This is a genomic window from Pseudomonas sp. B3(2017), assembly GCF_002113595.1.
Classification (GTDB): Bacteria; Pseudomonadota; Gammaproteobacteria; order Pseudomonadales; family Pseudomonadaceae; genus Aquipseudomonas; species Aquipseudomonas ekonensis.
Map to the genome: position 1 here is coordinate 50678 of NZ_NEIU01000024.1, position 23170 is coordinate 73847.

Sequence of the window (23170 nt, forward strand, 5' to 3'; positions counted from 1 at the left end):
CCTGTCCGTTGCGGGTTCTTGTTGTTCTTGCGTTAGGGCGCCTCACAGGCTGCTGCACAGGTGCCCGGCGTCGACCACGATCTCGGCGCCGCTCATGGCCCGGCCGGCATCGCTGGCGAGCAGCAGCAACGCACCGTCCAGGTCCTGCGGCTGACTGAAGCGGCGGCCGGGAATGCGCAGACGCAGCTTTTCGCCGGCCTCGCCGGTGAGGAAGTCCTCGTTCAGATCGGTCATCACGTACCCCGGCGCCAAGGCGTTCACGCGGATCCCGTGGCGCGCCAGTTCCAGGGCCATGGCGCGGGTCAGGTGGGCCAGGCCGGCCTTGGCCGCCACGTACGGCGCAATGGCCCCCGCCACCCGACTGGCGAGAATCGAAGTGACATTGATCAGGCTGCCGCCGTGCCCGGCGGCGATCATCCGCCGGGCGCTTTCCTGGGCCACCGTCCAGGCGCCTTTGAGGTTGGTGTCCAGCACGCGGTCCCAGGCCTGGTCGTCGCAGTCCAGCAAAGGCTGGCTGTCGCTGACTCCGGCGTTATTGACCAGCACATCCAGCGATCCGGCGGCATCGAGCACCCGGCAGACGTCATCGCGGCAGGTCACGTCGAGGGCGAAGGCCCGGGCACGGCCGCCGGCCGCCTCGATCGCCGCCACCAGCGTCTGCAACGGCTCCAGGCGCCTGGCCGTCACGATCACTTCGGCGCCGGCGGCGGCCAACGTCATCGCGAAATGGCGGCCGAGGCCGCTGGAGGCGCCGGTGACCAAGGCGCGGCGCCCCTCAAGGTCGAACAGTCGGGCAATAGAGGGTTGCATCACCGATCCCCCAGACGTTGGTCGAGCAGCTTCTTCGCCAGGCTCATGCGGTGCACTTCGCTCGGGCCGTCGTAGATGCGGAATGGGCGGATGTCGCGGAAGATCCGTTCCACCACGGTCTCCCCGGTGACCCCGCGCCCGCCCAGGACCTGCACGCAACGGTCCACCACCCGCCACAGCGCTTCGGCGCTGATCACTTTGGTCATGCTCGAATCGACGTTGCCGCGCCCGCCCTCGTCCAGCACCCAGGCGCAGTGCCAGATCGCCAGGCGCACCACGTGCAGGTCCATCAGGTTGTCGGCCAGCATGAAGCCGACGCCCTGGTGTTCGCCCAGCGGCTTGCCGAAGGTTTCCCGGGTGCGTGCGTAGTCGCAGGCGATGTCATGGGCGCGTCGCGCCGCCCCCAGCCAGCGCATGCAGTGGGTCAGGCGTGCCGGCGCCAGGCGCACCTGGGCGTAACGGAAGCCTTTGCCGATCTCCCCCAGCACGTCGCTCGCCGGCACGCGCAGGTTGTCGAAGCGCAACTGCCCGTGGCCGCCGGTGAAGCAGCTGTCCAGCGAGTCCAACTGACGTTCATGGACGATCCCTTCGCGCTGCATGTCGGTGAGGAACATGGTCGCGGTGCCGTCCTCCATGCGCGCCATGATGATGGCGAAGCCGGCGCCCTCGGCCCCGGTGATCAGCCATTTGCGGCCATTGATCAGGTAATCGTCGCCGTCGCGGACGGCGGTGGTGCGCAGCATCGAAGGGTCGGAGCCCGAGCCCGGCGCCGGTTCGGTCATGGCGAAACAGGAACGCACGTGCCCCTGCACCAGAGGCCGCAGCCAGCGGTCCTTCTGCGCGTCGGTGGCCACCACGTCCATCAGGTGGATGTTGCCTTCGTCCGGGGCATGGATGTTCATCGCCACCGGGCCCAGCGGCGAATACCCCGCCTCCTCGAACACGATTGCCTTGGCCACATGGCTCAGGCCCAGACCGCCCATCTCAAGGCTGGCGTGGGGCGTCAGCAGGCCGGCGGCCCGGGCGCGGGCCTGCAAGTCCACGCGCAGGGCGTCGCTGGGGCCATGGGCGCTCTGGCGCGGGTCGTTCTCGAACGGGATGACCTGCTCGGCGATGAATTCGCGGGTTTTACGCTGCAGTTCAAGCAGCTCGTCCGGGAGGGTGAAGTTCATGGTTATCCTTCTTTTTCTCTTGGCAGTTCGGGAAATGGAGGGCGGCGCGGCGCTCACGGCACGGCTTTGGGATTGCTGATCGCCAGCCGGGTGAGCGTCATCTGGCGCAAGGCCTCGGTCAGCGAGCGCTGGCTGTGCGCGGCATCGTGATGGCCCTGGCGGATGTCCCGGGCCAGTTGCCGGCGGGCCTCGCGCAGCGGCGCCCCGCCGTCACCGGTCAGGACGCTGAGCAACGCCAGTTCCTGGCAGCGGGCATCGGCTTGCAGACGGTTTTCGCGGGCGGCGATGGCCATGGCATTGGCGATCATCAGCAGCGGGTAGCGCAGTTCCCCGGGCAGCGCAGGCAGCAGCTGTTCCAGCAGGGTCTGACGGGCGATCTCCAGCAGTTCATGGGCGTTCGGCTGGGTCATGGCGCGTCTCCGCAGGTCAGGTTCAGGATGTCGAGTTCGAGCTCCGGCAGTAGGCGCGCGGTCAGTGCCAGCTCAAGGGAAGGCTCTTCGCCGGACAGGTGGCGTTGGCCTTGCTGCAGGGCGATCACGGCCCAGCGCAACGTCGCCATGACCTGCCAGTAATGCAGTTGGCCGGGTTCGATGCGCAGCGGCGAAACCGAGTGGTAGCCGGCCAGGAAATCCTCAAGCCGGCCGATGCCGCCCGCCTCCAGGTCCGGCCGGGTGAAGCGCCAGCAACGGGCGGTGAACCAGCCCAGGTCCTCGCAAGGGTCGCCCCAGCCGGTGAACTCCCAATCCAGCACCGCCTCCAGCCCTTGTTCGCTGGCCAGGTAGTTGCCGGTGCGGTAGTCGCGGTGCAGCAGGCAAAGGTGCGTGCTGCGCGGTGCGTTGAGCTCGCACCAACGCAGGCCCCACTCCAGGACCGGATAGGCCTCGTCGAGGGTGTCGAGGTAACGGCGGTAGGCGCTGACGGTGCTCAGGGCCGGCGACACCTCCGGTACGGGCAGGAACGCCAGCGCGGCGCACGGCGGGCGAAGCTGATGCAGACGCGCCAGGTTGGCACCGAGTTGAGCGGCAAGGCGCGTCCGGCCTTGGGGGCCCGCGTCGGCGCTGAGCAGGCGTCCGGCCGCAATGCCCGGCACATGTTCCATCAGGAAGAACACCCGCCCATGGACGCTCGTGTCACGGCACAGCCAGAGCGGCCGCGGCACTTTCACCCCGGCCTGGTGCACCGCTTGCAGCACGGCGAACTCCTGCTCGCGGCCAAGGCTGGCCGGCAGCGCCGAGAGCGCGTCGCTGCGCAACACCCAGCGCCGCGCGCCGGCCCACGGGCCGCCTTCGATCTGCAGTTCAAGCAGCCAGTTTTCCTGGATGGCGCCGCCGCTCAGGCGTTTGCGGGCCTCAATGACCACCCGGGTCGCTTCGGCTTGCTGGCGGATGAAGTCGACCAGATTCCCGTCGCTGGTCTTGGTCGAGAACGAATCATCAGCCTGATGCTTAGTTAGGGAACTGCTCATGGATCCAAGGGCCCCGCCTGCACTTTTTGAAGTTGTTGGGTCAGCTAGAGCAATGCTTGGGCCAACTTTGCGGCGACGGGCTAGAGGCCACGCGGTTCGGGCGTCTGAGATCTTTCGCGGGTAGGTATGAACGCAACCGGCGTTTCACACCTGCAATGATTTGGTTCAGTATTGGGACATTTCACTCCTGAACAGGTCTCGCCATGCACTCCCCCGCCTCCAAGGTCGTCGTGCTGATCAGCCACCTGCAACGCCCCCGGCAACGCAGCCGCCTCGCCCAAGTGGTGGCCGGGCTCACCGGGGATTACCCCGACACGCACATTGAAGTGCTCGACACCTCGGTGTCCGAAGCGCTGCAGACCGCCCGCGAGCTGGAACAGCGCGGCGAAGCCGATGTGTTCGTCTGCGCCGGCGCCACGGCCGCCTACCTGCGCAAGCACCTGGCGCGGCCGGTGCTGACGATGCACGTCGGCGGCGATGACCTGCTGCGGGCGCTGGGGCGGGCCCGCGAGCACTCCCCGCAAGTGGCCCTGCTCAGCTACAACAGCATCAACCACGACCTGCAAGCCATGAACGCGCTGTTCACCGTGCAGGTGCACCAGGCCGCCTACACCTCGCTGGAAGAAGCCCGCCAAGCGGTCGAACACGCCGCCCGGCTGGGCTGCCGCAGCATCATCGGTTCGTCGACGGTGGTGGAACTGGCGCTGCAGGCCGGCCTGCACGGCGTGCTGTCGCTGAGCGAGGACACCGTGCGCAAGGCACTGGAAGAGGCGTTGGGCATCCTCGACAGCCAACGCATCGAGATCGCCAAGCGTCGCCACTTGAACGCCGTGCTGCAGCACATCCCCACCGGCGTGGCGGCGGTCGACAACCAAGGCGTGGTGCAATCGCTCAACCCGGCCCTTGCCCACTTGCTCGATCTGCCGGCCGGCGAAGCGCTGGGCCGCCCCTTGCAGCAGCTGTGCCCCGAACTGGACCTGCCGCAGGCATTGGAGGACGGCAGCGGTGAGGAAAACCGGGTGATCCGGCTCGGCTCCCATGCGGTGGTCAGCAACCTGCTGCCCATCCTTGAGAACGGCGAGCGCACCGGCCTGGTCCTGACCTGCCAGGACATCACCGCCGTGCAGCGCGCCGACCAACGCATCCGTTCCACCCGCCGTCCGGGCGCGTTCACGGCCCGCTACCGGCTTGAACAACTGGCCGGCAACAGCCAGGCGAACCGCGACATGCTGCAGTTGGCCAAACGGTTCGCGGCCAGCCATTCGACGATCCTGATCACCGGCGAAAGCGGCACCGGCAAGGAACTGCTGGCCCAAGGCATCCACAACGAGAGCCCCCGCCGGCAGGGCCCGTTTGTCGGCATCAACTGCGCGGCGTTCCCGGAGTCGCTGCTGGAAAGCGAACTGTTCGGCTACGAGGAAGGCGCCTTCAGCGGTTCGCGCAAGGGCGGCAAGCCCGGCCTGTTCGAAGCGGCGCACCGCGGCACGCTGTTTCTCGACGAGATCGGCGACATGCCGGTGTCGTTGCAGACCCGCCTTCTGCGCGTGCTGCAAGAGCGCGAGGTGCTGCGCCTGGGCGGCACCGAGCCGATCTCCATCGACGTGCGGATCATCGCCGCCACCCACCAGAACCTGCGCACCGCCATGGACGAAGGCGACTTTCGCAGCGATCTCTACTACCGCCTCAACATCCTGCGCCTGCAGACCACCCCGCTACGCGAACGGCCAGAGGACATCGCCCTCATCTGCCGGGGCATCAGCCAGCGCCTGCTGGTTCAGGGCCAGCCCCTGGGGGCCGCCGACATCCCGGCCGCCCTGCTCCCGCACCTGAGCCGTTATGCCTGGCCGGGCAATGTCCGGGAACTGGAGAACGTGATCGAACGGGCGATGCTCTCCGCCCGCGAACTGCTGCACGACCACGGCCTGGACGAGCAATACCTGGCCCGCGTGCTGCCCGAACTGTGCGAAGGCCCAGCCCTGACCCCGGCCCCGAAAACGTCTTCACGGGAATCGGACTTGCAGATGATCGGCAAGGCCGCGCAACTGCGGCACGTGCAGGAAACGCTGGACAGTTGTCAGGGCAACCTCGATGAAGCGGCGCGCCGGCTCGGCATCAGCCGGACCACGTTGTGGCGACGGCTGCGCTCCGTTCAGTGATGAGGCATTGAGGGCTCACTCGGCCGCATGCACCCGCGTGCGGTTGCGCCCCTCATGCTTGGCCCGGTACAGGGCCTGGTCGGCCAGGCTGACCCAATGCTCAAGCGAAGCGTCGCCGTCGAGCTGCACCATGCCGATGCTGACGGTCGACGCCAGCTCGCCGCCGGGCACCGGCAACCGGTGCTGGCTCCAGGTCTCGCGCAGGCGTTCCAGCAAGGCCAAGGCCTGTTCACGGTCGGTCTGCGGCAGCAACAGCACGAACTCCTCGCCGCCATAGCGGGCAAACAGGTCTGTGCGCCGGACATGGCTTTCGCACACGGCGCTGAAGGCCTTGAGCGCTTGGTCGCCCACCAGGTGGCCATGGGTGTCGTTGACGCGCTTGAAGTGATCGATGTCGAACATCGCCAGGCACGCCGGACGGCCTTGTTGGCGGGTTTTGGCCAGTTCAAGCTGAGCTTGCTCGATGAAGGCCCGGCGGTTGAGGACGCCGGTCAAGGCGTCCCGCGCGGCGGTCCGGCGCAGTTCCTGTTCCAGGGATTTGCGGCCGCTGACGTCGCGGATCTCCGCCACCTGGGTGCCATCGTCCAGCGCCGCGACCGTCAGCTCCGCAGCGAACCGATTGCCGTCGCAGCGCACCGCCACCCGGTCCATCGGCACACCGTCGCAGCGGCCCAGCTGTTTCTGCAAGTCTTCGTCGGTTTCGAACAGGTCTACCAGCGGACGCTCGTACAAAAATTCCCGCGGACAGCCGAACAGGTGCTTGAGCACCGGGTTGGCATCGACAATCCGGCCGTCGCGCACGATCACCACGGCGGCGCTCGTGATGTTCATCAGGCGCTCGAAACGCACCGCACTGCTCTGGGACGCCAAAAGGAAGCGGCGCAGGCTGAGCAGCGTCAGGCCGAACAGGCACAGGATCCACAACGGATAACCCACGTTGTAGGCAAGCATTTCGGCGGCCGGCTCGACGTCTTGGCGCCCCTGGCTTTGCGACAACCCCTCGAACAGACCGAGCACCCCGCTGCCGGCGGCGCTCAAGGCCAGCAAGCCAAACATCAGCGCGGCGAAGATCCGCGCGCTGTGCAGCCGACGGTCGCCCGGCAGCCGCAGCAGCGCATAACAAGCCATTCCCCGGATGAAGGCGCTGAGGAACGCGTACAGGGCCACCACGTCACCGGTCTCCAACGGCTGCAAAAGCCAGTGCCAAAGCCACCAGGGCGCCGCCGCCAGGAAAGTCACCGGTATCAGCCACCAGGGCGTGGGGCGGCCGAGGAAGCGGAACACGCCGATGACCAGCACCGTTTCTCCCGCGGTCAGCAAGCTGTGGCACAAGACGTTGTAGGGCAGCGAGGCCGTATAGGCGGTGCCCTGCGCCAGGTACTGGCCCACCGTCACCAGCAGGACGCCGCACGTCCAAAGGCCGGGCCCCGGATGGGGCCGCGAGTAGTACCACAGGGCCAGGCAAATGATGGCGCTGGCAATCAGGATGTTGGTACCGATCAGGTGGGGTGACAGCAACAAGGCATTCATGGCGGTGGGAGTCTGCAAACCGAAGGGGTCGATCACTGGACGGAGCGCCCGGCGAGGCCTACGAGTTTTCTGCCGGGCCCGTCCGAACTTTAGGCGGCCGGCGAAAAATCCGCCCGTCGGGCTCCTGGTTTGCCCGCCGCCGCCCAAAGAATGCGCTTGACCTTAAAGGCAGCTTTAATCTTAGGGTGCACACCACCCCGACTCGACATCCTCAATCCTCATAGGAAACACCATGCAAACCGTCCTGGGAGCAACCGGCCAGATCGCCATGGAGCTGGTTCGCGAACTGCACCGAAACCATACGCAAGACATCCGGCTCGTCAGCCGCAAGCCCCTCAAGGTCAATGACACCGACACCTTGGCGCCGGCCGACCTTTTGGATGCCGAACAAGCGACCAAGGCAGTGAAAGACAGCAGCATCGTCTACTTCACCGCCGGGCTGCCGCCGGACACCCAGGTGTGGGAAACCCAATTCCCCGTGATGCTGCAAAACGCACTCGACGCGACCCGCGCGGCCGGGGCGAAGTTCGTGTACTTCGATAACACCTACATGTACCCGCAGGATGCGCGCGTGCTGACCGAGGACGCTCCGTTCGAGCCGTTCGGCCGCAAAGGCCGGGTGCGCGCACAGATGGCGTCCATGGTCCTGCGGGAAATGCAGCGAAGCGAGATCCCGGTCGTCATCGGCCGCGCTCCGGAGTTCTATGGGCCAGGCAAGACCCAGAGCTTCACCAACGCGCTGATCCTCGACAACCTCAAGGCCGGCAAGACGCCCCGCGTGCCCGTGCGGGACGATACGAAGCGCACGCTGATCTGGACCCCGGACGCCAGCCGCGCCCTGGCCGCGCTGGGGAACGCACCGGACACCTACGGCCAGACCTGGCACCTGCCCTGCGACGACGACCGCCTCACCTACAAGCAATTCGTGGCCCTGGCATCCGGCATCGTCGGCAGGGAACCGACCTACAAGGTGCTCGGCAAATGGACGCTGACGGCCGCCGGCCTGTTCGTCAAACCAGTGCGCGAACTGCGCGAACTGCTGCCGCGGTACGAGCACGACAACCTGTTCGACTCCTCGAAGTTCAAGCGGCGTTTTCCGGAGTTCGAGGTCACGACCTATCGCGAAGGGCTCACCCGGATACTGACCGGCCCTGACCGCAGCATGGGCTGACCGTGCCGGCACATCGAGACGAATCGCTGTTCAGAACTCACAGGACCAGCGCCACTCGCCCTGGGCCGAGCGAAAGAACAAGCCGACACCGTTCTCTGCCCATTTCCAGTTGATCAACGATTCCGAAGCGATCTGAAACACGAACTCGTCGAGCCTGGAGGTGCGCAGGATTTCAGAAGGATAGCCACCCACCTTGGTTCCGGTGCAATGGCCGGCCGCCCCGTCGCAGGGACGCCCCGCTGTCTGGCTTTGAAATGCATCGGCCCCCTCGTGCGCCTTGCGCCAATGGATCGGGTAGGAATGATCGGGGGACAGAACGTTGTGAACCGCCGACAACCCCTCGGCGCAAGCGTATTCGCGGATGGCCCAGCCCTGGCCATGAGGCTGTCCGAATGGGTAGCTCTGAAGGTTCATGTACAACACCAGGACTGCGATGTGCCTCAATTGCACGGGGACAAAAGGCAGTTCATCGACCCTGATCTGAAGCAGCGGAAACATCGGTTTTCCTTCCCAGAAAAGCGTGTCTTCGCCGGCATGGCGAACGCCATGGAAAAAACGCGAATCGACATAGGCCGTCGGGCGTGTCGGTTTGCCGATGACCGCGACCGAAACGCTTCGCCCAACGACATCCAGTCTGTCCGGTGCATTGATTGTGCTTGAGTCCATTCTGTACCCCTGTCCTTTGTGACCGTATCGGGCAACGCCGTCATTGGCGCGCTCATGCACTGGAGCGTTCGCTCAGAAACGATCCGGGCTGAACGCCTGGATCGGAACCGTCGTCGCCCCCTCCAGCGCCAGCTGGGCGGCGGCCAATCCTACTGCCGGCGCATGCTTGAAGCCATGGCCGGCAAAGCCGCCGCACAATACGAAACCAGGCAACCGATCGGACTGCCCGAGGATAAAGTCCCCGTCAGGCGCCTGTGCGCTCATGCAAGGCCGAGCGAAGGCCGGGCGGGCCGAGAGCCCCGGCAACGCCGCTGCGACAAAATCGCTGACCGGTTGCAGTTCCTTGTCGTCCGGTTGCCTGCCCTTGTTGTCTTCCGGACGGTCGAGCCATAGTTTTTTCTCGATGGAAGCGCTGCTTACGCCGACTTTCACGCCCATGCCGTCGATGTCGGGGATCCCCCAGCCATCCAGCGCCCCGCTCTTGTAGGTGAACACGGGAAAGGACGACGGCCCGTAGCCTGACGGATCTTCGAGGGACTTGAACCATGACAGCGTCGAGCGCTGCAGGCGGATGGGGCAGTCCAGCTTACGGGCAAAATGGTTGAACCAGCCCCCCGTCGCCAGTATGACTTTCGATGCATTGAACGTCCCGGTGTCGGTGATCAGCTTCAGGGGCTTCCCCGCCCGGTCGGCCTGTATGTCCAGGCACCGGGAGCGCCTTTCGATCCGCGCACCCTGCCGAACAGCGACGGCGATGGCCGCCAGCACCGACGCCTCAGGACGGATCACCCCGGCGCTAGGCTCATACAGGCCCAGATCGCCGCTTGCGAGTGAAAACTGAGGAAAGCGCAGGCCCATGGCCTGTCGGGTCAGGCACTCGAACCGGATGCCGTGGGCAGCGGCATTTGCCATGGCGTCTGCGATGAGGCGGCTTTCACCGGGTGCGACGGTAAGGCCGCCGCACAGGGTCAGGAGCGACTGACCGCTCTTTTGACCCAGCGCCTGATAAAGAGCGAGGGACGTTTTGGCAAGCGGGACATAATGCTTGCCCTCCGCCCCCAGTGTCCGGAAGATCCTCGACCCGCCGTGCGATGCGCCATTGGGGTGCCCGGGGTCGAACTGTTCGAACGCTATGACCTTCGCCCCTTGCTCCGCAGCCTGCCATGTCGCCATCGCCCCCATTACCCCTAGTCCGACGACCGCAACGTCAAAGCGATCAGACATGGCATTCTCTCCTTCCCGCCAACCCTGGCGGCATTTCCGGCAACGCTGCCGGCGCTGAAAAACGTCGCAAGGGCAAAGGCATTCCGAGGCACCTCACAATCCTTTGCCGTGTTCGATCGATGCCGTGTGATTCAGGGACGGCGTGCGGCAAGCACTGTCCACACCAGCAGTCCATCGCGGGCGAAACCGATTTTCTTGTTCCAGCGATCCAGCAAATTGTCGTATTCAGCCGAGGACAAGTCCTGCATGAACAGTTCCTTTTGCGTCAGCAACAGTTCCCTTCCCTCCAGCATACTGTTCAATAGATCCTCGGTTCGATCACTCAAGACGATATCGGTGAAACCGGCGGCGGTCAGGATTTCGATATAGCGCGACGGCAACATCATATGTTGGCCCCAGGCATCCATAATGTTGTCGAACGCCGTCGACTCAGCAGGCCCTTTGCAATAGTCCGTTATGAGAACTTGCCCGTCCGGCCGCAGTGCCTGATGTAAACGCCCCCAGATATCCGCCTTTTCTTGCTCGCTCCAGAACGCGCCGCAGTCCCGGGTCCACACCACGTCGAACGAGGCGGGTTCCAGCAGCGCTGTCGTCCGTACATCGCCGGTCGTAAACGTTACGCCTTTGATCGGCGAGTTTCGGTAACGCTCAAGGCATATCCCGGTCATGTCCGGTGCCGCGTCCAGGCCGACCACCGCGACACCGAATTTTTCAGCCAGTCGAAGGCAGTCTCCGCCCAGCCCGCTCCCGACGTCCAGCACGCTCAACCCCTGCCTCAGGTCGAGCCTGGCGGCCAGTCGGTCGAAAACCGCCTCGCTGCCCGGGCCCTGATACCCATGCCCGTAGAGTCGCTCGTGTCGCAATGCCACTTTGCGCGAATAACGCTCATCCATAACCGCCGACATATGTTCGTCCATCCTGTCTTGAAATGAATAGTGAAGTCAGAGCCCCACACTAAAAGAACAAAAAACAATCATTGTTAACATCGTTTTATGACAATTACATGACCACTCCCCAATGACTTGTTTATCAAGAACACCGACCTGACAAATATTGTCAAAAGCAACGACTGCGCCAATGCAATTGAATTAACATCCTGCGATACAGCCAGAACAACATAGGCAGACGAACGTTTTTTCGTTCTGCCGACAACAGTTGCCCGCCCCGTTTTTTCTGACGACCGCACGAGGAACACATGAAGGAACAATGGAAAAGTACCCACTTGGACAGTCTCCCGCTGCGCAGTGACCTGCGAGGACAAACGCCTTACGGAGCACCTCAGCTCGACGTTCCGGTGCAACTCAATGTCAATGAAAACCCCTACCCTCCCTCGGAAAAAGTTGTCGCTGAAATCACCAAAGCCGTGACGCTCGCCGTCCAGAACATCAATCGCTACCCCGACCGAGAGTTCCTGGGGTTGCGCGGCGACCTGGCGTCCTACCTGAGCGAAGACACCGGGACACCGTTGCAGGCCGAGAACGTGTGGGCGGCCAACGGCTCCAACGAAGTCCTGCAGCAACTCCTGCAAGCCTTTGGCGGCACCGGGCGCACTGCGCTCTCTTTCGCCCCGACCTACCCCATGTACCCCGAGTACTCGCGCAACTCACTGACTCAATGGGTGGAGGGGCGACGCCAGGAAGACTTCAGCCTGGACATCGGACACGTGCTGGATTTGATCAATGTCCATAACCCCTCAGTGATCTTTCTGACCTCCCCCAACAACCCCACGGGAACCGCACTGACCCTTCCCGAGATCGAATCCGTCCTGGCCGCCGCCCCCGGCATCGTCATCGTGGATGAAGCGTATGCCGAGTTCCGGCGCGCCGGTGTCCCCAGCGCGGTGTCTCTTCTGCCCCGCTACCCTCACCTGGTTGTCAGCCGGACAATGAGCAAGGCGTTCGCGTTGGCCGGCGGTCGTCTCGGTTATCTGGCGACCTCCCCCGCGATTGTCGATGCCCTGCGCATCGTTCGGCTGCCCTATCACCTCTCGGCCGTCACCCAGGCGGTGGCCCGTGCCGCCCTTTCACATCGTGACGCCTTGATGGCCAACGTGGATGAACTGAGACAAGAAAGGGACAGAACCGTGACCTGGCTGCGCTCCATCGGCCTGGAGGTCGCTGATTCTGACGCTAACTTTGTCCTGTTCGGACGTTTCGATGACCGCCATGCCGTCTGGCAGGGCCTGCTTGAACGGGGGGTACTCATCCGTGAAGCCGGCCCTGCGGGATGGTTGAGGGTCTCCATTGGAACCGCTGCTGAAATGCACGCCTTCAAAGAGGCGCTGGTTTCGGTTCTGGCCGCTCCGGCCGCCTGACCGGCTCGTGCCCCGAGCTTGTCTCGGGGCTGCTTGCGGATGTTTGCGCCTGCACATGCCCCCAGAACCCCTTCAGCCATTTAAGGATGTCCTGCATCACGTAGTGGTTCTGCGAGGGACGCAGCGCCGACAGCAGAAACGACTTCCCGCCCTCCGCCGGCGGGCCCAGCACCGTGATCTGCGTCTCGACCGTTCCATCCTTGCGGATCGGGTGATGGTCGTCTGTCAAATCAATCCCGCCAGGCACGTAGCGTTCTCCCGGCAATGAGTCGTTGGCCCACATGCGCACTGTCCCTCGGGCAATCAGGTTTCGGTACAGCCTTGATGCGTCCTTGCGGGGGTCAAAGGGATGAAGCCTTGCGTTGATCAGCGTATCCACCCTGGCCAGCCTCCCGGTCTGCGCCCCTCTGACCGTGAAACAGCCATGCGCCTGATCGGTTTCGACCACCGCGCCCGGGCCGATGCCGACATCCAGCAGACCGCACTCTATCAACGCCCGGACTTTTTCCATGATCTGCGCCGCAGCGCCGTTTGAAAGCCGGTTGTGGATGCTCAAGTACTCTCGCTGGAAGCGCTGATGAGAGGCGGCTGTCAGCCCGGCGTCGTCAATCGCATGGGAGATCACCGAGCGCAGATCCCGCCAGACGCCGTCTGCGGCAGCCTTATGGGGGTTGTGCAGGTTTCCTTGAGCCGCCCACAGCAGATCGCGGTCCATGAAGTCGAGCACCGCTGCGCGATACGCGTGCCCGTCAGCACAATCGCTCGGCGAAACGGGATTGATAGTCAGTTCCCAGCAGAACCTGTTCCCGCGCACATCATTCTCCAGCCGCCAAGGCGACGACCAGGCTTGGGCGATACCGGCGAGGCCTGCGGGGTCATGCAGCTGCATGCGCGCCTGTTCCCGCGCCTCGGCACCGTGAACGACACCGATCCAGTGGTCCAGAACGCATTCGACCGACCACCCGGCCGCCTGCCGCTGGGCTTGCGCCACCGTCGCTTGCCCGGTCAGCACCCGGGACAGCACCGCCGTCACCTCATCGACGATGCCTTCAATCGCGGCGAGTCCGTCGAAGTCAGCGGGCAAGGTGGCTTCATTGGCGGCATGCGCCTGAAAGTCAGGCAGCACGCGTGCCGAAACCAGAACCTCGATCGAAGGCCCGAACAGTGTGAGGTAGTGGAGGTAGCCCATCTCCAGCTTCAGCACGGGCAACAGGTCCGCGTCAAAATCAAACTGCGGCCGTGCCTTCTCGGCTTCGCTGCGCCGGCCGGCGAGCTTTCGGCGCAAGCGGTCAACGGTCTCCCTGGTAAAAAAGACCCCCTGATGCTCCAGGTTCACCGGGCCGGTCTCCTTATGGTTTTCCGGGCGCGCAAAGGTAAACAGGCCCGAATGGCTGAACGCCAGGATGGAGGACGGTTCCCGGCCACTGGGCTGATAGTGCAAGCCGCCGTTTTGCGCCCTGGAGAACCACCCCCCTCGCCCCTCCGTCAGATGCAGGATCACATCGATCGCGGTCAGGCCCATGCCCCAGCAGCCGACCGTTTCGGGCCTTTCCTGGGTGGGCGACGGAAGCGCCCTGTCCAGCGGGTAGGCAAAAGGGACGTAGGCGGCCTGCTCGTGGCGCCGGGCAAACTCGATCAACGCTCTGGCGTCGTCGCACCGGTCCGGATCATGGTGGGTGTGCCCCGTCAGCAGCAGCACATAATCGACGAGGAACACCTCGCCCGCCGAATCTTCGACATGGAACCGTGCGTCTTCGGCGAGGACATCGACCACCTCGGTCGGGCGCAGGATCACCTTGGCTCGGGAATCGGCGTCTATGTCACGAATGAAGTCCATCAGCATGTCCTGAAGGGCCAGCCCATGGACATAGCGCTTGGGCCAGTCGGTGGGGCCCAGATCGAAATCGCGATGGCCGGTCAACGCATACTGGCGCCGACACCACTCGTGCAATGTCGGACGCTTGTGCGCCGCACGGAGGGGGCCCGCATCCGTGACACTTTCATCGGCAGCGAAACTCACCTGGCCGGCGATCCTGTTGAGATAGCTCGTCTTGGGTTGGGAGCCACTGTGCGCCTGGCCCGCACCGAATTCACCGCTGCGCTCGAACAGGTACACTTCCAGCTCCGCATCAGGGCCGAGCCGCTCAAGCGTCGCCGACAGACGCTCCATCGCATAGACCGCTCGGGGGCCGCCACCGACCACAGCAAGCCGGTATGGCCTGCCGTTCACAGAAAGATTATTCATCGCGAACCCCGTCTCAACGATCGTGCGTTACAGGCCGGACAGACAGAAACTGCGCCATCGTCTCCAGGAAGCCGTCGATCTCCTCCGCGGACATGCACCCCATGGTGGACAGCCGGAAGAACCTGTTCGCCAGATGTTCCTGGGCGGTGTAGATGACGTACCCGGCGCTTTTCAGCACCGGGTGCAGATCCGCATAGTGGACACCCTCCGGCAAGCCGACCGTGGTCAGGCCGACCGCTCGGTGTTCGGGAGCCAGCAAAATGCTCAGCCCTAGTCGGGTCAAACCGTCGCGCAGGCGCGTCGCCAACCGACGGTAGCGCGAGTTTCGTTCCGCCACCCCTTCCGCCAACAGCAGGTCCAGCGCGGTGTCCAGTGCGTAGAACAGGGGAACGGCGGGTGTGAACGCCGGTGCGTTGGAGGTCTCTTGCGCAGTGAAATGGCGATGCAGATCAAGGTAAAACGTACGTGCCTTGTGGGCTTTCAGGGACGCGAAATCCGCTTTGAGAGCGCACACGAATGACAGGCCCGGCATCCCCTCGATGCACTTGCCGGCGGAGCCGATCAGCCAGTCGATGCCATCACGTGACTGGTCGATCGGTTCAGCCCCCAGGCTGCTGACGGCATCGACAATCATTTTGCAGCCGTGCCGATGGGCAATGGCGGCCAACCCGACAATGTCATTGAGCATGCCGGTGCTGGTCTCGTGATGGACCACGGCCACATGAGTGACGCCGGGGTTTTCACGGAGGGTTCTGTCGATCAGTTCCTTATCGACCGGCACGCTCCAGCCCAGCGTCAACCGAACGCTGGCGATGGCGTGGATTTTGGCGATGTCATGCAGACGCTCGGCGTAGTGTCCGTTGTCGATGATCAGCACGGTGCCGCCGTCCGGTATCACCGACGCCATCGTCGCTTCGACCGCCGCGGTGCCTGAACCGGTCAGCACGACCGATGCGTACCGGTCATCGCCCCCCGACACTTGGGTGATCTTTTGCCGGACGGCCGTCATCAGTGCTGCAAACTCCGGCTCACGATGACACTGGTCGGGCCCCGCCAACGACAATCGAACACGCTCTTGAGTTGTGACAGGCCCCGGGTTCATCAATACCTGGCGTTTATCGGCCGCACCCTGTGTAGAAGCCATATGCAAACCTCCTCCCTGAGTCAGTGGACTGACATTCAGAATGATTGATCAAACGGCGCGCACCCCGTGTCTGAACGCGACACCAGGACGGCGCGGATAACGAGTGCACTGAGGTTCAATCGCCTTCAGCCAAGCGACAGGGCGTCCAGCAGCGCTTCAAGAAAACCGTCGATGGCCGCCGCTTCCTGAGGTCTCGCCACCGTTTTCAGGTGAGCCGAGTAACTGCCTGCCTTATTGATGACATTGAGCAGTTCCTCAACGCTGAACGCCCGTGCGTCTGTCATTGCCGACAACCGCTGCTTGAATGCGCCTACGGATGCGTAGGGCGTGGTGTCTGCGCCCCCTGCTGGCTCGCCGCCTGATACGGGCGCACGACTATGGCTCTCGGCGTACCCCTTGGTGGCGAACTCGGGGCAACTGTCGGCCAGGTTGGTCCTCAATCGTTTGAGCTCACCTTCTTTCAGCAGGTCGGCAGCCCAGATGACGTTATTGCGGCTTGATGAGATCTTGGCGTTGTTCAGGAACAGGAAAAAACTGGCCTTCAATGCCGTGGGCACCATGGCGGTGATGCCCAGCACCATGGAAAGGTAGGGAAACAGGAACGCATAGTAATAAGAGTTATCGATCCCGAAGTAGGCGACGACCTCAGGCGGGTGCTCCAAAGCGTTCAAGCGCCGCACGGACTCTGCAAAACCGACTGATGTGTCCACATTGCACGCTTTCAGAACGGAATACAGATGCCCGAAGTAGATCTCAATCCAGGGATTCAAGGCCCCCTGCATCGTTTTGGGAAACACGCCGTACGCGGCATCGTAGCTGAACCCGATCCGGTGGGCCTTCAGGTGCTGGAACATCGAGTCGATGCGACGGTTGCCCGAATGCAGCGTGTCGACCACTTCTGCGATCCGTTCAACTTCCTTGGCCGTGATCGCAAGGAACTGCACCTCTTTTTCGCTCAGGACATGATCCGCATGACCGCAGGTATCGCACACCGGTGCGATCGCTTTTTCAAACGCCAAAGGGATGCAGCAATTTTCGCAGACGTTGAGAAAGGCGTCGTGAAGACAATGGCTGCAAAAGCCTTTCACGTTGGCCTCATACAGCGAACTGTCACACTTTGAGCAATGCTTTGCCTTGGCGGTTTCCAGATTCAGCCGGGGGATCAGGTGCTCCACCGCCGAATCGAGAAACGCCAGGTATTGCGTCGAGGTGTTGTCGATGAACAGGTCGTGGTCGATGCCGAACGATTTGAAGTCATGCTTGATGCCCGCCTGGACATCCTCGAAGAACTCATTGACGTCACGGCCCAGTTGAGCCGCCTTTTTCGGGACGTAGCTCTGATAGGTATCGATGTGGGACAGGTGTTGGACGGGCCGTCCGCTCACAAACCGCATCAGCCGTGAATGCAGGTCCGCACGAAGGTAAGGGCCTGAGATATGGCCGATGTGCAGACGACCGTTGGGCGTCGGAGGTGGCGTCAGGATGATCATGGGCGATGAAGGCGAACGGCTCACTGTGCTCATGCCGGCACCTGCTCGGTGCTCACCGCTTTCCACCACAGGCTGAACAGGCGGGCCTTATCGGTCGACGTGTTTTTGAACGAGTGGCTTTGTCCGATTTTCGCGAAAGCGACATCGCCCGCCTTCACGGAATGAACGACGCCATCCAGCGTGAAATCAGCCGTGCCATCGAGCAGCAGAAAAATCTCTTCTACGTTTTCTTTATTGATGTGCTCGCGGATAGTTTCACCTGGATAGAACTCGACCATGGCAGCGCCCATGGCCTCCTTCTTTGCGGAAGTCAGGGCCAGCAAGTCACTCAGGCGGCGTACCGATACATCATATTCGGCATTGTATTTACTGCTTTCATCACGATCGATAGTCACGCTTAAATCCCTCTTAGGTTAACTATGTTTTATTGAACTGCGGGCAATGCAAAGCCCTTCGTGGATATCGCTTGTTTGCGCAAAACCTGAGCGCAAAACAAGCGACACCACAAATCATCAAAACAACAGCGATCATTTGGACATGCCCTTCGCAGGCGAGTCCGTCTTTCTTTTAACAGCGGCTCGTTCGCTTCATCGCAACGATGGCTGACTTACCGTAACGAAATGACGAGCAGGCCCAGCAACATCACAGCGACACTGATGATCTTCAGGGGCGGCGCTGTTTCCTTGAGCCACACCACGCCAATCAATACCCCTACGGGAATCGACAGTTGCCTCAGCGCGACGATGTAACTGACATCCGTACTGAACGCCATGGCGATGAGAACAAGTCCGTAAGTAGCGGTAATCATCAAACCGGTGACGAGTATCGAGCGACGATGCTCGCGCCAGACAGGAGCGAACACCGTTCGCTCTGAACTCATCACCGCAATCAACGGCAGTCCCCACAACACCGTGGTCAACGCTTGCAGCACCATGTAGTTGGCGCCGGCCGTCAATCGTGAAAAGCCGGCATTGACCATCATATCCAGCGCCACTTTGTCGATCACCGAATAGCCTACGGTTCCTGCGGCGGCCAACAGCGCATAGCCCAATGCCGGGTTGAAGTATGTTTTCAGTCGAAAGGAACGGAAGCTGCTCAACGGCAGACAGAGTGCGCCCAACACAATCAAGACAATGCCGTACCAGTCTCTGGCGACCAGCGCCTGGCTGCCCAGCAGCCCCACCGTCACCATGGGAACCATCACCACCGGCAGCGCTCGGGCCAGCGGGTAAATGACGCTGACATCCCCACGGGAATAGGCCCAGGCCAACCCGCCCATGTACAGCATCTGGCAAAGCCCGGTCGCCAGCAGCAGCCACCAGAACATCGCCGGCAGCTTATCCAGGCCCGCCCCCAGGCTCAGCAGCGGGCTGAACAGAATGGCGCTCGTGCCGATCGCCAGTATGAAAAAGCTCAAGGACGGCGCCTGTTTCTTGCCGAGCAGATTCCAGCCCGCGTGCATGCATACCGACAAAAGAGTTATTGCAAATGCCATTGAGTTCAAACGCTTTTTCTCCTTGTGCTTGTCGCTTATCCCTGGCCTGCCGCCGCATGAGCCGGCACCCTGCCGATCGCCGTTGCCGGCCACGGACGGCACGACAAGGGTGGGATTCAATCGGAAACGAATGCCATGAACCCCGCCAGCCTTTCCTTCAAGTCCATCGAGGGCCGACCCAGATCGCCTCGGGCGCCCTTGTCGACCATGATCTCCAGCAAGGCCGGGCCCTGCGCATCAAGCAACCACTCGATCTCCTCAAACAGATCGCCGCGCGCGACGCAGAGCGACACGTAGCTGTAGCCACAGCCGACGAACACTGACTGCAGGTCGATCGATTGCGCGACGGTCGGCTGACCGCCCACGGAGTCGTGGGCGCCGTTATTGATGACAAGGTGCTTGAAGTTGCCTTTGGCCCTCGTCCCTGCAATGGCCGCGCTCCCCATGTGCATCAGCAGCGCGCCGTCCCCGTCCAGGCAGATCACCTGGCGATCCGGCTTGTGCGTGGCAATCTCGAGGGCGATCTGCGAGGCGTGCCCCATGCCGCCGATGGTCAGGAAGTCCGCGTCATGCCCTTGTCCGTGCCTTTTGCGGCACTCGAACAACTCCCTGGAAATCATGCCGGTGGTGGCAACCACAATGTGGCGTTCATCGAGCCGCTGGACCAGCGCATCGATGACGTCTTCGCGAGAGTAGGAAAACACCTTATTGCCCTCGACGCGGGGTTCGAAGCTGCCGACGGCCCCGCCCTTGACCACCAGTGCATAGGCGCGGGACTGAGAGGCGGCGGTCTCGACCGCTCTTGATATGGCTGCCCGGGCGAGGGATTCGTCACCGTCAATCACGTCATAAGGTATTTCCATGGCCTCCAGCAGCGCCAATGTCACGCGCCCTTGCTTCAGGTGCTGCGGCTCATCCTTCACACCAGGTTCGCCTCTCCAGCCAATGATCAGAATCATCGGGATAGAGTAGACATCGGGATCGCCCAGCGACAGCAACGGATTGATCGCATTGCCCAAGCCCGAGTTCTGCATGTACACCGCCGGGATGCCGCCTGTCGCCAGGTGATACCCCATCGCCAAACCGATGGCGCCGCCCTCGTTGGCCGCGATGACATGATGGCTGGCGGGTGTGTGCTCGGAAACGTAGAAGCAGAACGACTTCAACAACGAGTCCGGCGTGCCCGCAAAGTACTCGACACCCTTGCTTTTCAGTGACTGGTAAAAAAACTCTGGAGAAATCATCGAATCACCGCGTCCCTGGTATCAGATCCAAAATCTCGTTGATCGGCATGCATTCCGACTCGCACTCCATGGAGCGGCCATGCATCAGGATCGACTGCGCGATGCGGCTCATCGCCGGATAGGAAGCCCGCAACATGTGGTTGGCGTAGATGACGATGTTCACACCTGCGCGGGACAACTCAATGTCAGTGATGCTGTTGTAACTGGAGGGAACGGCGACAAGGGGTACGCGCTCATCGAACATCGCGTAGTGCCGGCAGAACTCCAGGATCTCGGCAGGGGATTTTTCACGGCTGTGGATCATGATGCCGTCGGCCCCGGCCGCGATGTACGCCTTGGCGCGCGCTAGCGCGTCATGCATGCCTTTCTCGAGTATCAGGCTTTCGATTCTCGCAATGATCATGAAGTCATTGGTTTGGCAGGCCGCCTTGCCGACTTGGATCTTATGGCAAAACGCTTCGATACTTTCCTGATCCTGCGTGACGGAGTTGCCGAACAGTGAGTTCTTCTTCAACCCGGTTTTGTCTTCAATGATGACCGCAGAGACACCGACCCTCTCCAGGCTCTTCACCGCCAGCGCAAAGTGCTCGGGTTTGCCGCCGGTGTCGGCGTCATAGATGAGCGGTTTGGTGGTGACCTCAAAGATGTCGTTGATGTTCTGCAGACGCGACGTCAGGTCCACCGCCTCGATGTCGGGTTTCCCCTTGGATGTCGAGTCGGTCAGGCTGCTGGACCACATCGCATCAAACGTTCGGGATTCTCCGCCTGATTCGACCTGCAGGTTTTCGATAATCAGCCCGCACAGCGGTGTATGGGCTTCGAGCACCCGGACAAAGGACTTGGCCTCAAGAAGGCGGCTCAGTTGCTGCTGCCTGGAATGCGGTCTGGCGTAGGCCTTGTTCAAGCGCTCAAACACTGACGCATTCGAGCCTGTGTGAGATTGATCGCTGACAATCAGTTTCCCGCCCCAGCCGGAAAGCGCCTGTTCGACGCGTTCCCGCTCGGGCCGACCGATGCCCTTGCCTTCATCGTCCCAGTGGAGAACGTAGGTCGGTTGTAAATCCAGAATGTTGGTAATGGCGTCCGCACTGTCTTGAGGCACCACCTTGGAGACACCTTTGACACGACTGAAAACACTTGCACGCTGTTCGAAATTCAATATCGGCTCGCGTCCGGACAACGCCATCGCCTTGTCCGTCAACACACCAACGACCACAGAACCATACTTTTCCGCTTCACCGATCACGTCAATGTGACCCGAATGAAGAATATCAGCGTTCATCTTTACGTATACAACATTGCCAGCAATATCCATATGCCCTATTCCAGATCTTCATGATAATGCTATTGAAGTTGACGTCTCGAACCAACCGCGCCCGCCCTGCCCATTAGAACCAATAGGCAAGTTTTAATCAGAGCAAACACGAGTTCACCCCAACAGAATGCGCAGGCCAAACATATATAAGAATTGAACAAGTGAGCGACGACCATTGGCTGCCTGTAAGGCTACAGTGCCGTAACTGTCGGGCAACACGAAACAAGATACTGGTATTGCAGAGATCGGGAGCCGTTTCGAAGCAGGCGAGTCTGATTGGACGTTATGCTTCTCAGGAATCTTATTCCATCGACGGTGAAGTGCTTTATTACTTCCGAATCGAAGTATCTTGTCATGAAATAAACATGTCAATATTTTTTTATCGGAGCAAAACTTTAATATTTAATTCACTTTCATGTAGCAATTGTGAAATATTGCCCAAGCTCGCCTTCTGCAGAAGTTGCACTGCATTATATGTACATACAACTATAGCCATGTAAGAAACATATCGCAGACACCGTACGGTGAAAGACAACGAGAACATCGCAAGTGCGGCACCTGAGCGTTCCGCGACAAAGGAGAACAGGCGCAGGACGAGGCGCAGCGGCCATGCCCTGCTCCGGCACGCCATTTGAATGCGCCCGGCACTTGCGGCTGTCCCTCCTAAGCTGTGAGGATAGCGGCTTTGTCGCCAAGACTCGGCAAGCGCCTTTGCCGTGGAAGAGATTCGGATTGATTGACTGATGACTAAGAATGCGCCGCAAGCGCGCTATCAACGCGCGAAGGATTTCGTGCAAGGCAAGCTTCGCGCCGGGGTCTGGAAACCCGGCGACCTGATCCCTTCCGAGCATCAGTTGGTGCAGGAGCTGGGCATGTCGCGCATGACGGTCAACCGTGCCCTGCGCGAACTCGCCGACGAAGGCCACCTGGTGCGGATCTCGGGGGTCGGCACGTTCGTGGCCGAGAGCAAGCCGCAGTCGAACCTGCTGCGCATCACCAACATCGCCGACGAAATCATCGCCCGGGGGCACAGCTACACGTGCAAGGTGCTGCACCTGGCACGCGAGGCCGCCTCGATGCAGGTGGCCGCTGCGTTGGCGTTGCCTACAGGGGCGTCGGTGTTTCATTTGATCTGTGTGCACAGCGAAGAAGGCGTGCCGGTGCAATTGGAGGACCGCTACGTCAATCCCGAGATGGTGCCGGAGTTTCTGCAGCAGGCGTTCGGCGAAAGCCTGCAACCGGCCCGGTACCTGTTGCAGGTCATCCGGCCGGATGAGATGGAGCACATCGTCGAGGCCAGCCACCCCAGCGGCGACGAGAGCAAATACATGCAGATCGATGACAACGAGCCTTGCCTGGTGCTCATGCGCCGGACCTGGAACCAGGGCAAGATCGTCACCTATGTGCGCCTGGTTCACCCGTCGTCGCGCTACCGCCTGGGCAGCCGTCTTCCGGTCAATGGCGCCCACAGGGAAAGTTGATCCCTCAGGGCTCCACCGCTTTCAAAATCCAATCGCAATGCCGCTTCCGCAAGGTGTACAGGCTTCAATGCGGGAGCAGCTGTCTTTGCGGCGCCTGGACTGCCGTCATCGCTGGCAAGCCAGCTCCCACAGGGGACTGCGCAGAACCCGTGGGAGCTGGCTTGCCAGCGATGAGGCCCTTACAGGCTCGGCAGCAGTTTGGCAGGCACCAACGCGCTCAGGCACCGCGACGCCAGCAGCCCGGTCGC

General features: G+C 62.1%; 19 protein-coding genes. 4 read left to right on the forward strand and 15 right to left on the reverse strand.

Annotated features, from left to right (window positions below; all coding sequences use genetic code 11):
- Positions 1-42 precede the first annotated feature (42 nt).
- Genes CAG33_RS25440 through CAG33_RS25455 form a run of 4 tightly spaced genes read right to left on the reverse strand, consistent with a single transcriptional unit; the run spans position 43 to position 3447 of the window.
- Positions 43-810, reverse strand: a complete 768-nt coding sequence (locus CAG33_RS25440) for an SDR family NAD(P)-dependent oxidoreductase (protein WP_085640992.1) — start codon at positions 808-810, stop codon at positions 43-45.
- Positions 810-1982, reverse strand: a complete 1173-nt coding sequence (locus CAG33_RS25445; protein ID WP_085640994.1) for an acyl-CoA dehydrogenase family protein — start codon at positions 1980-1982, stop codon at positions 810-812. Before CAG33_RS25445 ends, CAG33_RS25440 begins: the two co-directional genes overlap by 1 nt.
- A gap of 53 nt (positions 1983-2035) precedes the next feature.
- Positions 2036-2392: a DUF6285 domain-containing protein gene (locus CAG33_RS25450; RefSeq protein WP_085586594.1), complete on the reverse strand. Its 357-nt coding sequence runs from the start codon at positions 2390-2392 to the stop codon at positions 2036-2038.
- Positions 2389-3447 carry a phosphotransferase family protein gene (locus CAG33_RS25455; RefSeq protein ID WP_085640996.1) on the reverse strand — a complete coding sequence of 353 codons (1059 nt, stop codon included), beginning with the start codon at positions 3445-3447 and terminating at the stop codon, positions 2389-2391. Before CAG33_RS25455 ends, CAG33_RS25450 begins: the two co-directional genes overlap by 4 nt.
- A gap of 203 nt (positions 3448-3650) precedes the next feature.
- On the opposite strand from CAG33_RS25455, the gene prpR reads away from it, so the two are divergent.
- The gene (gene prpR, locus CAG33_RS25460) at positions 3651-5603 is read left to right on the forward strand and encodes a propionate catabolism operon regulatory protein PrpR (RefSeq protein ID WP_085640998.1); all 1953 of its coding nucleotides are present in this window, start codon (positions 3651-3653) and stop codon (positions 5601-5603) included.
- Between the two features lie 15 nt (positions 5604-5618).
- On the opposite strand, the gene CAG33_RS25465 is transcribed toward prpR, so the two are convergent.
- Positions 5619-7133 carry a sensor domain-containing diguanylate cyclase gene (locus CAG33_RS25465; RefSeq protein ID WP_085633775.1) on the reverse strand — a complete coding sequence of 505 codons (1515 nt, stop codon included), beginning with the start codon at positions 7131-7133 and terminating at the stop codon, positions 5619-5621.
- A gap of 232 nt (positions 7134-7365) precedes the next feature.
- On the opposite strand from CAG33_RS25465, the gene CAG33_RS25470 reads away from it, so the two are divergent.
- The gene (locus CAG33_RS25470; protein WP_085641000.1) at positions 7366-8304 is read left to right on the forward strand and encodes an NAD-dependent epimerase/dehydratase family protein; all 939 of its coding nucleotides are present in this window, start codon (positions 7366-7368) and stop codon (positions 8302-8304) included.
- A 30-nt stretch (positions 8305-8334) separates the two neighbouring features.
- Here the strand turns inward: CAG33_RS25470 and CAG33_RS25475 are convergent, their stop codons facing one another.
- The 3 genes from CAG33_RS25475 to CAG33_RS25485 form a co-directional block, all read right to left on the reverse strand.
- Positions 8335-8970: a hypothetical protein gene (locus CAG33_RS25475; protein WP_139833042.1), complete on the reverse strand. Its 636-nt coding sequence runs from the start codon at positions 8968-8970 to the stop codon at positions 8335-8337.
- Between the two features lie 72 nt (positions 8971-9042).
- The gene (gene solA / locus CAG33_RS25480) at positions 9043-10194 is read right to left on the reverse strand and encodes an N-methyl-L-tryptophan oxidase (RefSeq protein WP_085641002.1); all 1152 of its coding nucleotides are present in this window, start codon (positions 10192-10194) and stop codon (positions 9043-9045) included.
- A gap of 131 nt (positions 10195-10325) precedes the next feature.
- Positions 10326-11099, reverse strand: coding sequence for a methyltransferase domain-containing protein (locus CAG33_RS25485; protein WP_170930072.1), 774 nt, complete (start codon positions 11097-11099; stop codon positions 10326-10328).
- Positions 11100-11389: 290 nt separating this feature from the next.
- Here CAG33_RS25485 and CAG33_RS25490 point away from each other — a divergent pair, with 290 nt between their 5' ends.
- On the forward strand, positions 11390-12508 hold the full coding sequence (locus tag CAG33_RS25490; protein WP_085586607.1) for a histidinol-phosphate transaminase: 1119 nt from the start codon (positions 11390-11392) through the stop codon (positions 12506-12508).
- Here CAG33_RS25490 and CAG33_RS25495 read toward each other — a convergent pair.
- The 7 genes from CAG33_RS25495 to aepX all read right to left on the reverse strand — a co-directional run bounded on the left by CAG33_RS25495 (position 12465) and on the right by aepX (position 21441).
- Positions 12465-14753, reverse strand: coding sequence for an FAD/NAD(P)-binding protein (locus CAG33_RS25495; protein WP_085641004.1), 2289 nt, complete (start codon positions 14751-14753; stop codon positions 12465-12467). The two genes, CAG33_RS25490 and CAG33_RS25495, sit on opposite strands and share 44 nt — an antisense overlap.
- Before the next feature lie 13 nt (positions 14754-14766).
- On the reverse strand, positions 14767-15897 hold the full coding sequence (locus tag CAG33_RS25500) for an alanine--glyoxylate aminotransferase family protein (RefSeq protein WP_085634121.1): 1131 nt from the start codon (positions 15895-15897) through the stop codon (positions 14767-14769).
- Positions 15898-16022: 125 nt separating this feature from the next.
- On the reverse strand, positions 16023-17420 hold the full coding sequence (locus tag CAG33_RS25505; RefSeq protein WP_085641006.1) for a class I tRNA ligase family protein: 1398 nt from the start codon (positions 17418-17420) through the stop codon (positions 16023-16025).
- On the reverse strand, positions 17417-17782 hold the full coding sequence (locus tag CAG33_RS25510) for a cupin domain-containing protein (protein WP_139831532.1): 366 nt from the start codon (positions 17780-17782) through the stop codon (positions 17417-17419). Before CAG33_RS25510 ends, CAG33_RS25505 begins: the two co-directional genes overlap by 4 nt.
- 212 nt (positions 17783-17994) lie before the next feature.
- Positions 17995-19002: a hypothetical protein gene (locus CAG33_RS25515; RefSeq protein ID WP_218189708.1), complete on the reverse strand. Its 1008-nt coding sequence runs from the start codon at positions 19000-19002 to the stop codon at positions 17995-17997.
- A complete protein-coding gene (gene aepY / locus CAG33_RS25520; protein ID WP_085586613.1) occupies positions 18999-20126 on the reverse strand; it encodes a phosphonopyruvate decarboxylase in 1128 nt (375 codons plus the stop codon). The genes CAG33_RS25515 and aepY overlap by 4 nt, the downstream gene beginning before the upstream one ends.
- Before the next feature lie 4 nt (positions 20127-20130).
- A complete protein-coding gene (gene aepX / locus CAG33_RS25525) occupies positions 20131-21441 on the reverse strand; it encodes a phosphoenolpyruvate mutase (RefSeq protein WP_085641010.1) in 1311 nt (436 codons plus the stop codon).
- A gap of 743 nt (positions 21442-22184) precedes the next feature.
- Between aepX and hutC the strand changes: the two genes are divergently transcribed.
- Positions 22185-22922, forward strand: coding sequence for a histidine utilization repressor (hutC, locus tag CAG33_RS25530; RefSeq protein WP_085586615.1), 738 nt, complete (start codon positions 22185-22187; stop codon positions 22920-22922).
- Positions 22923-23170: the final 248 nt, after the last annotated feature.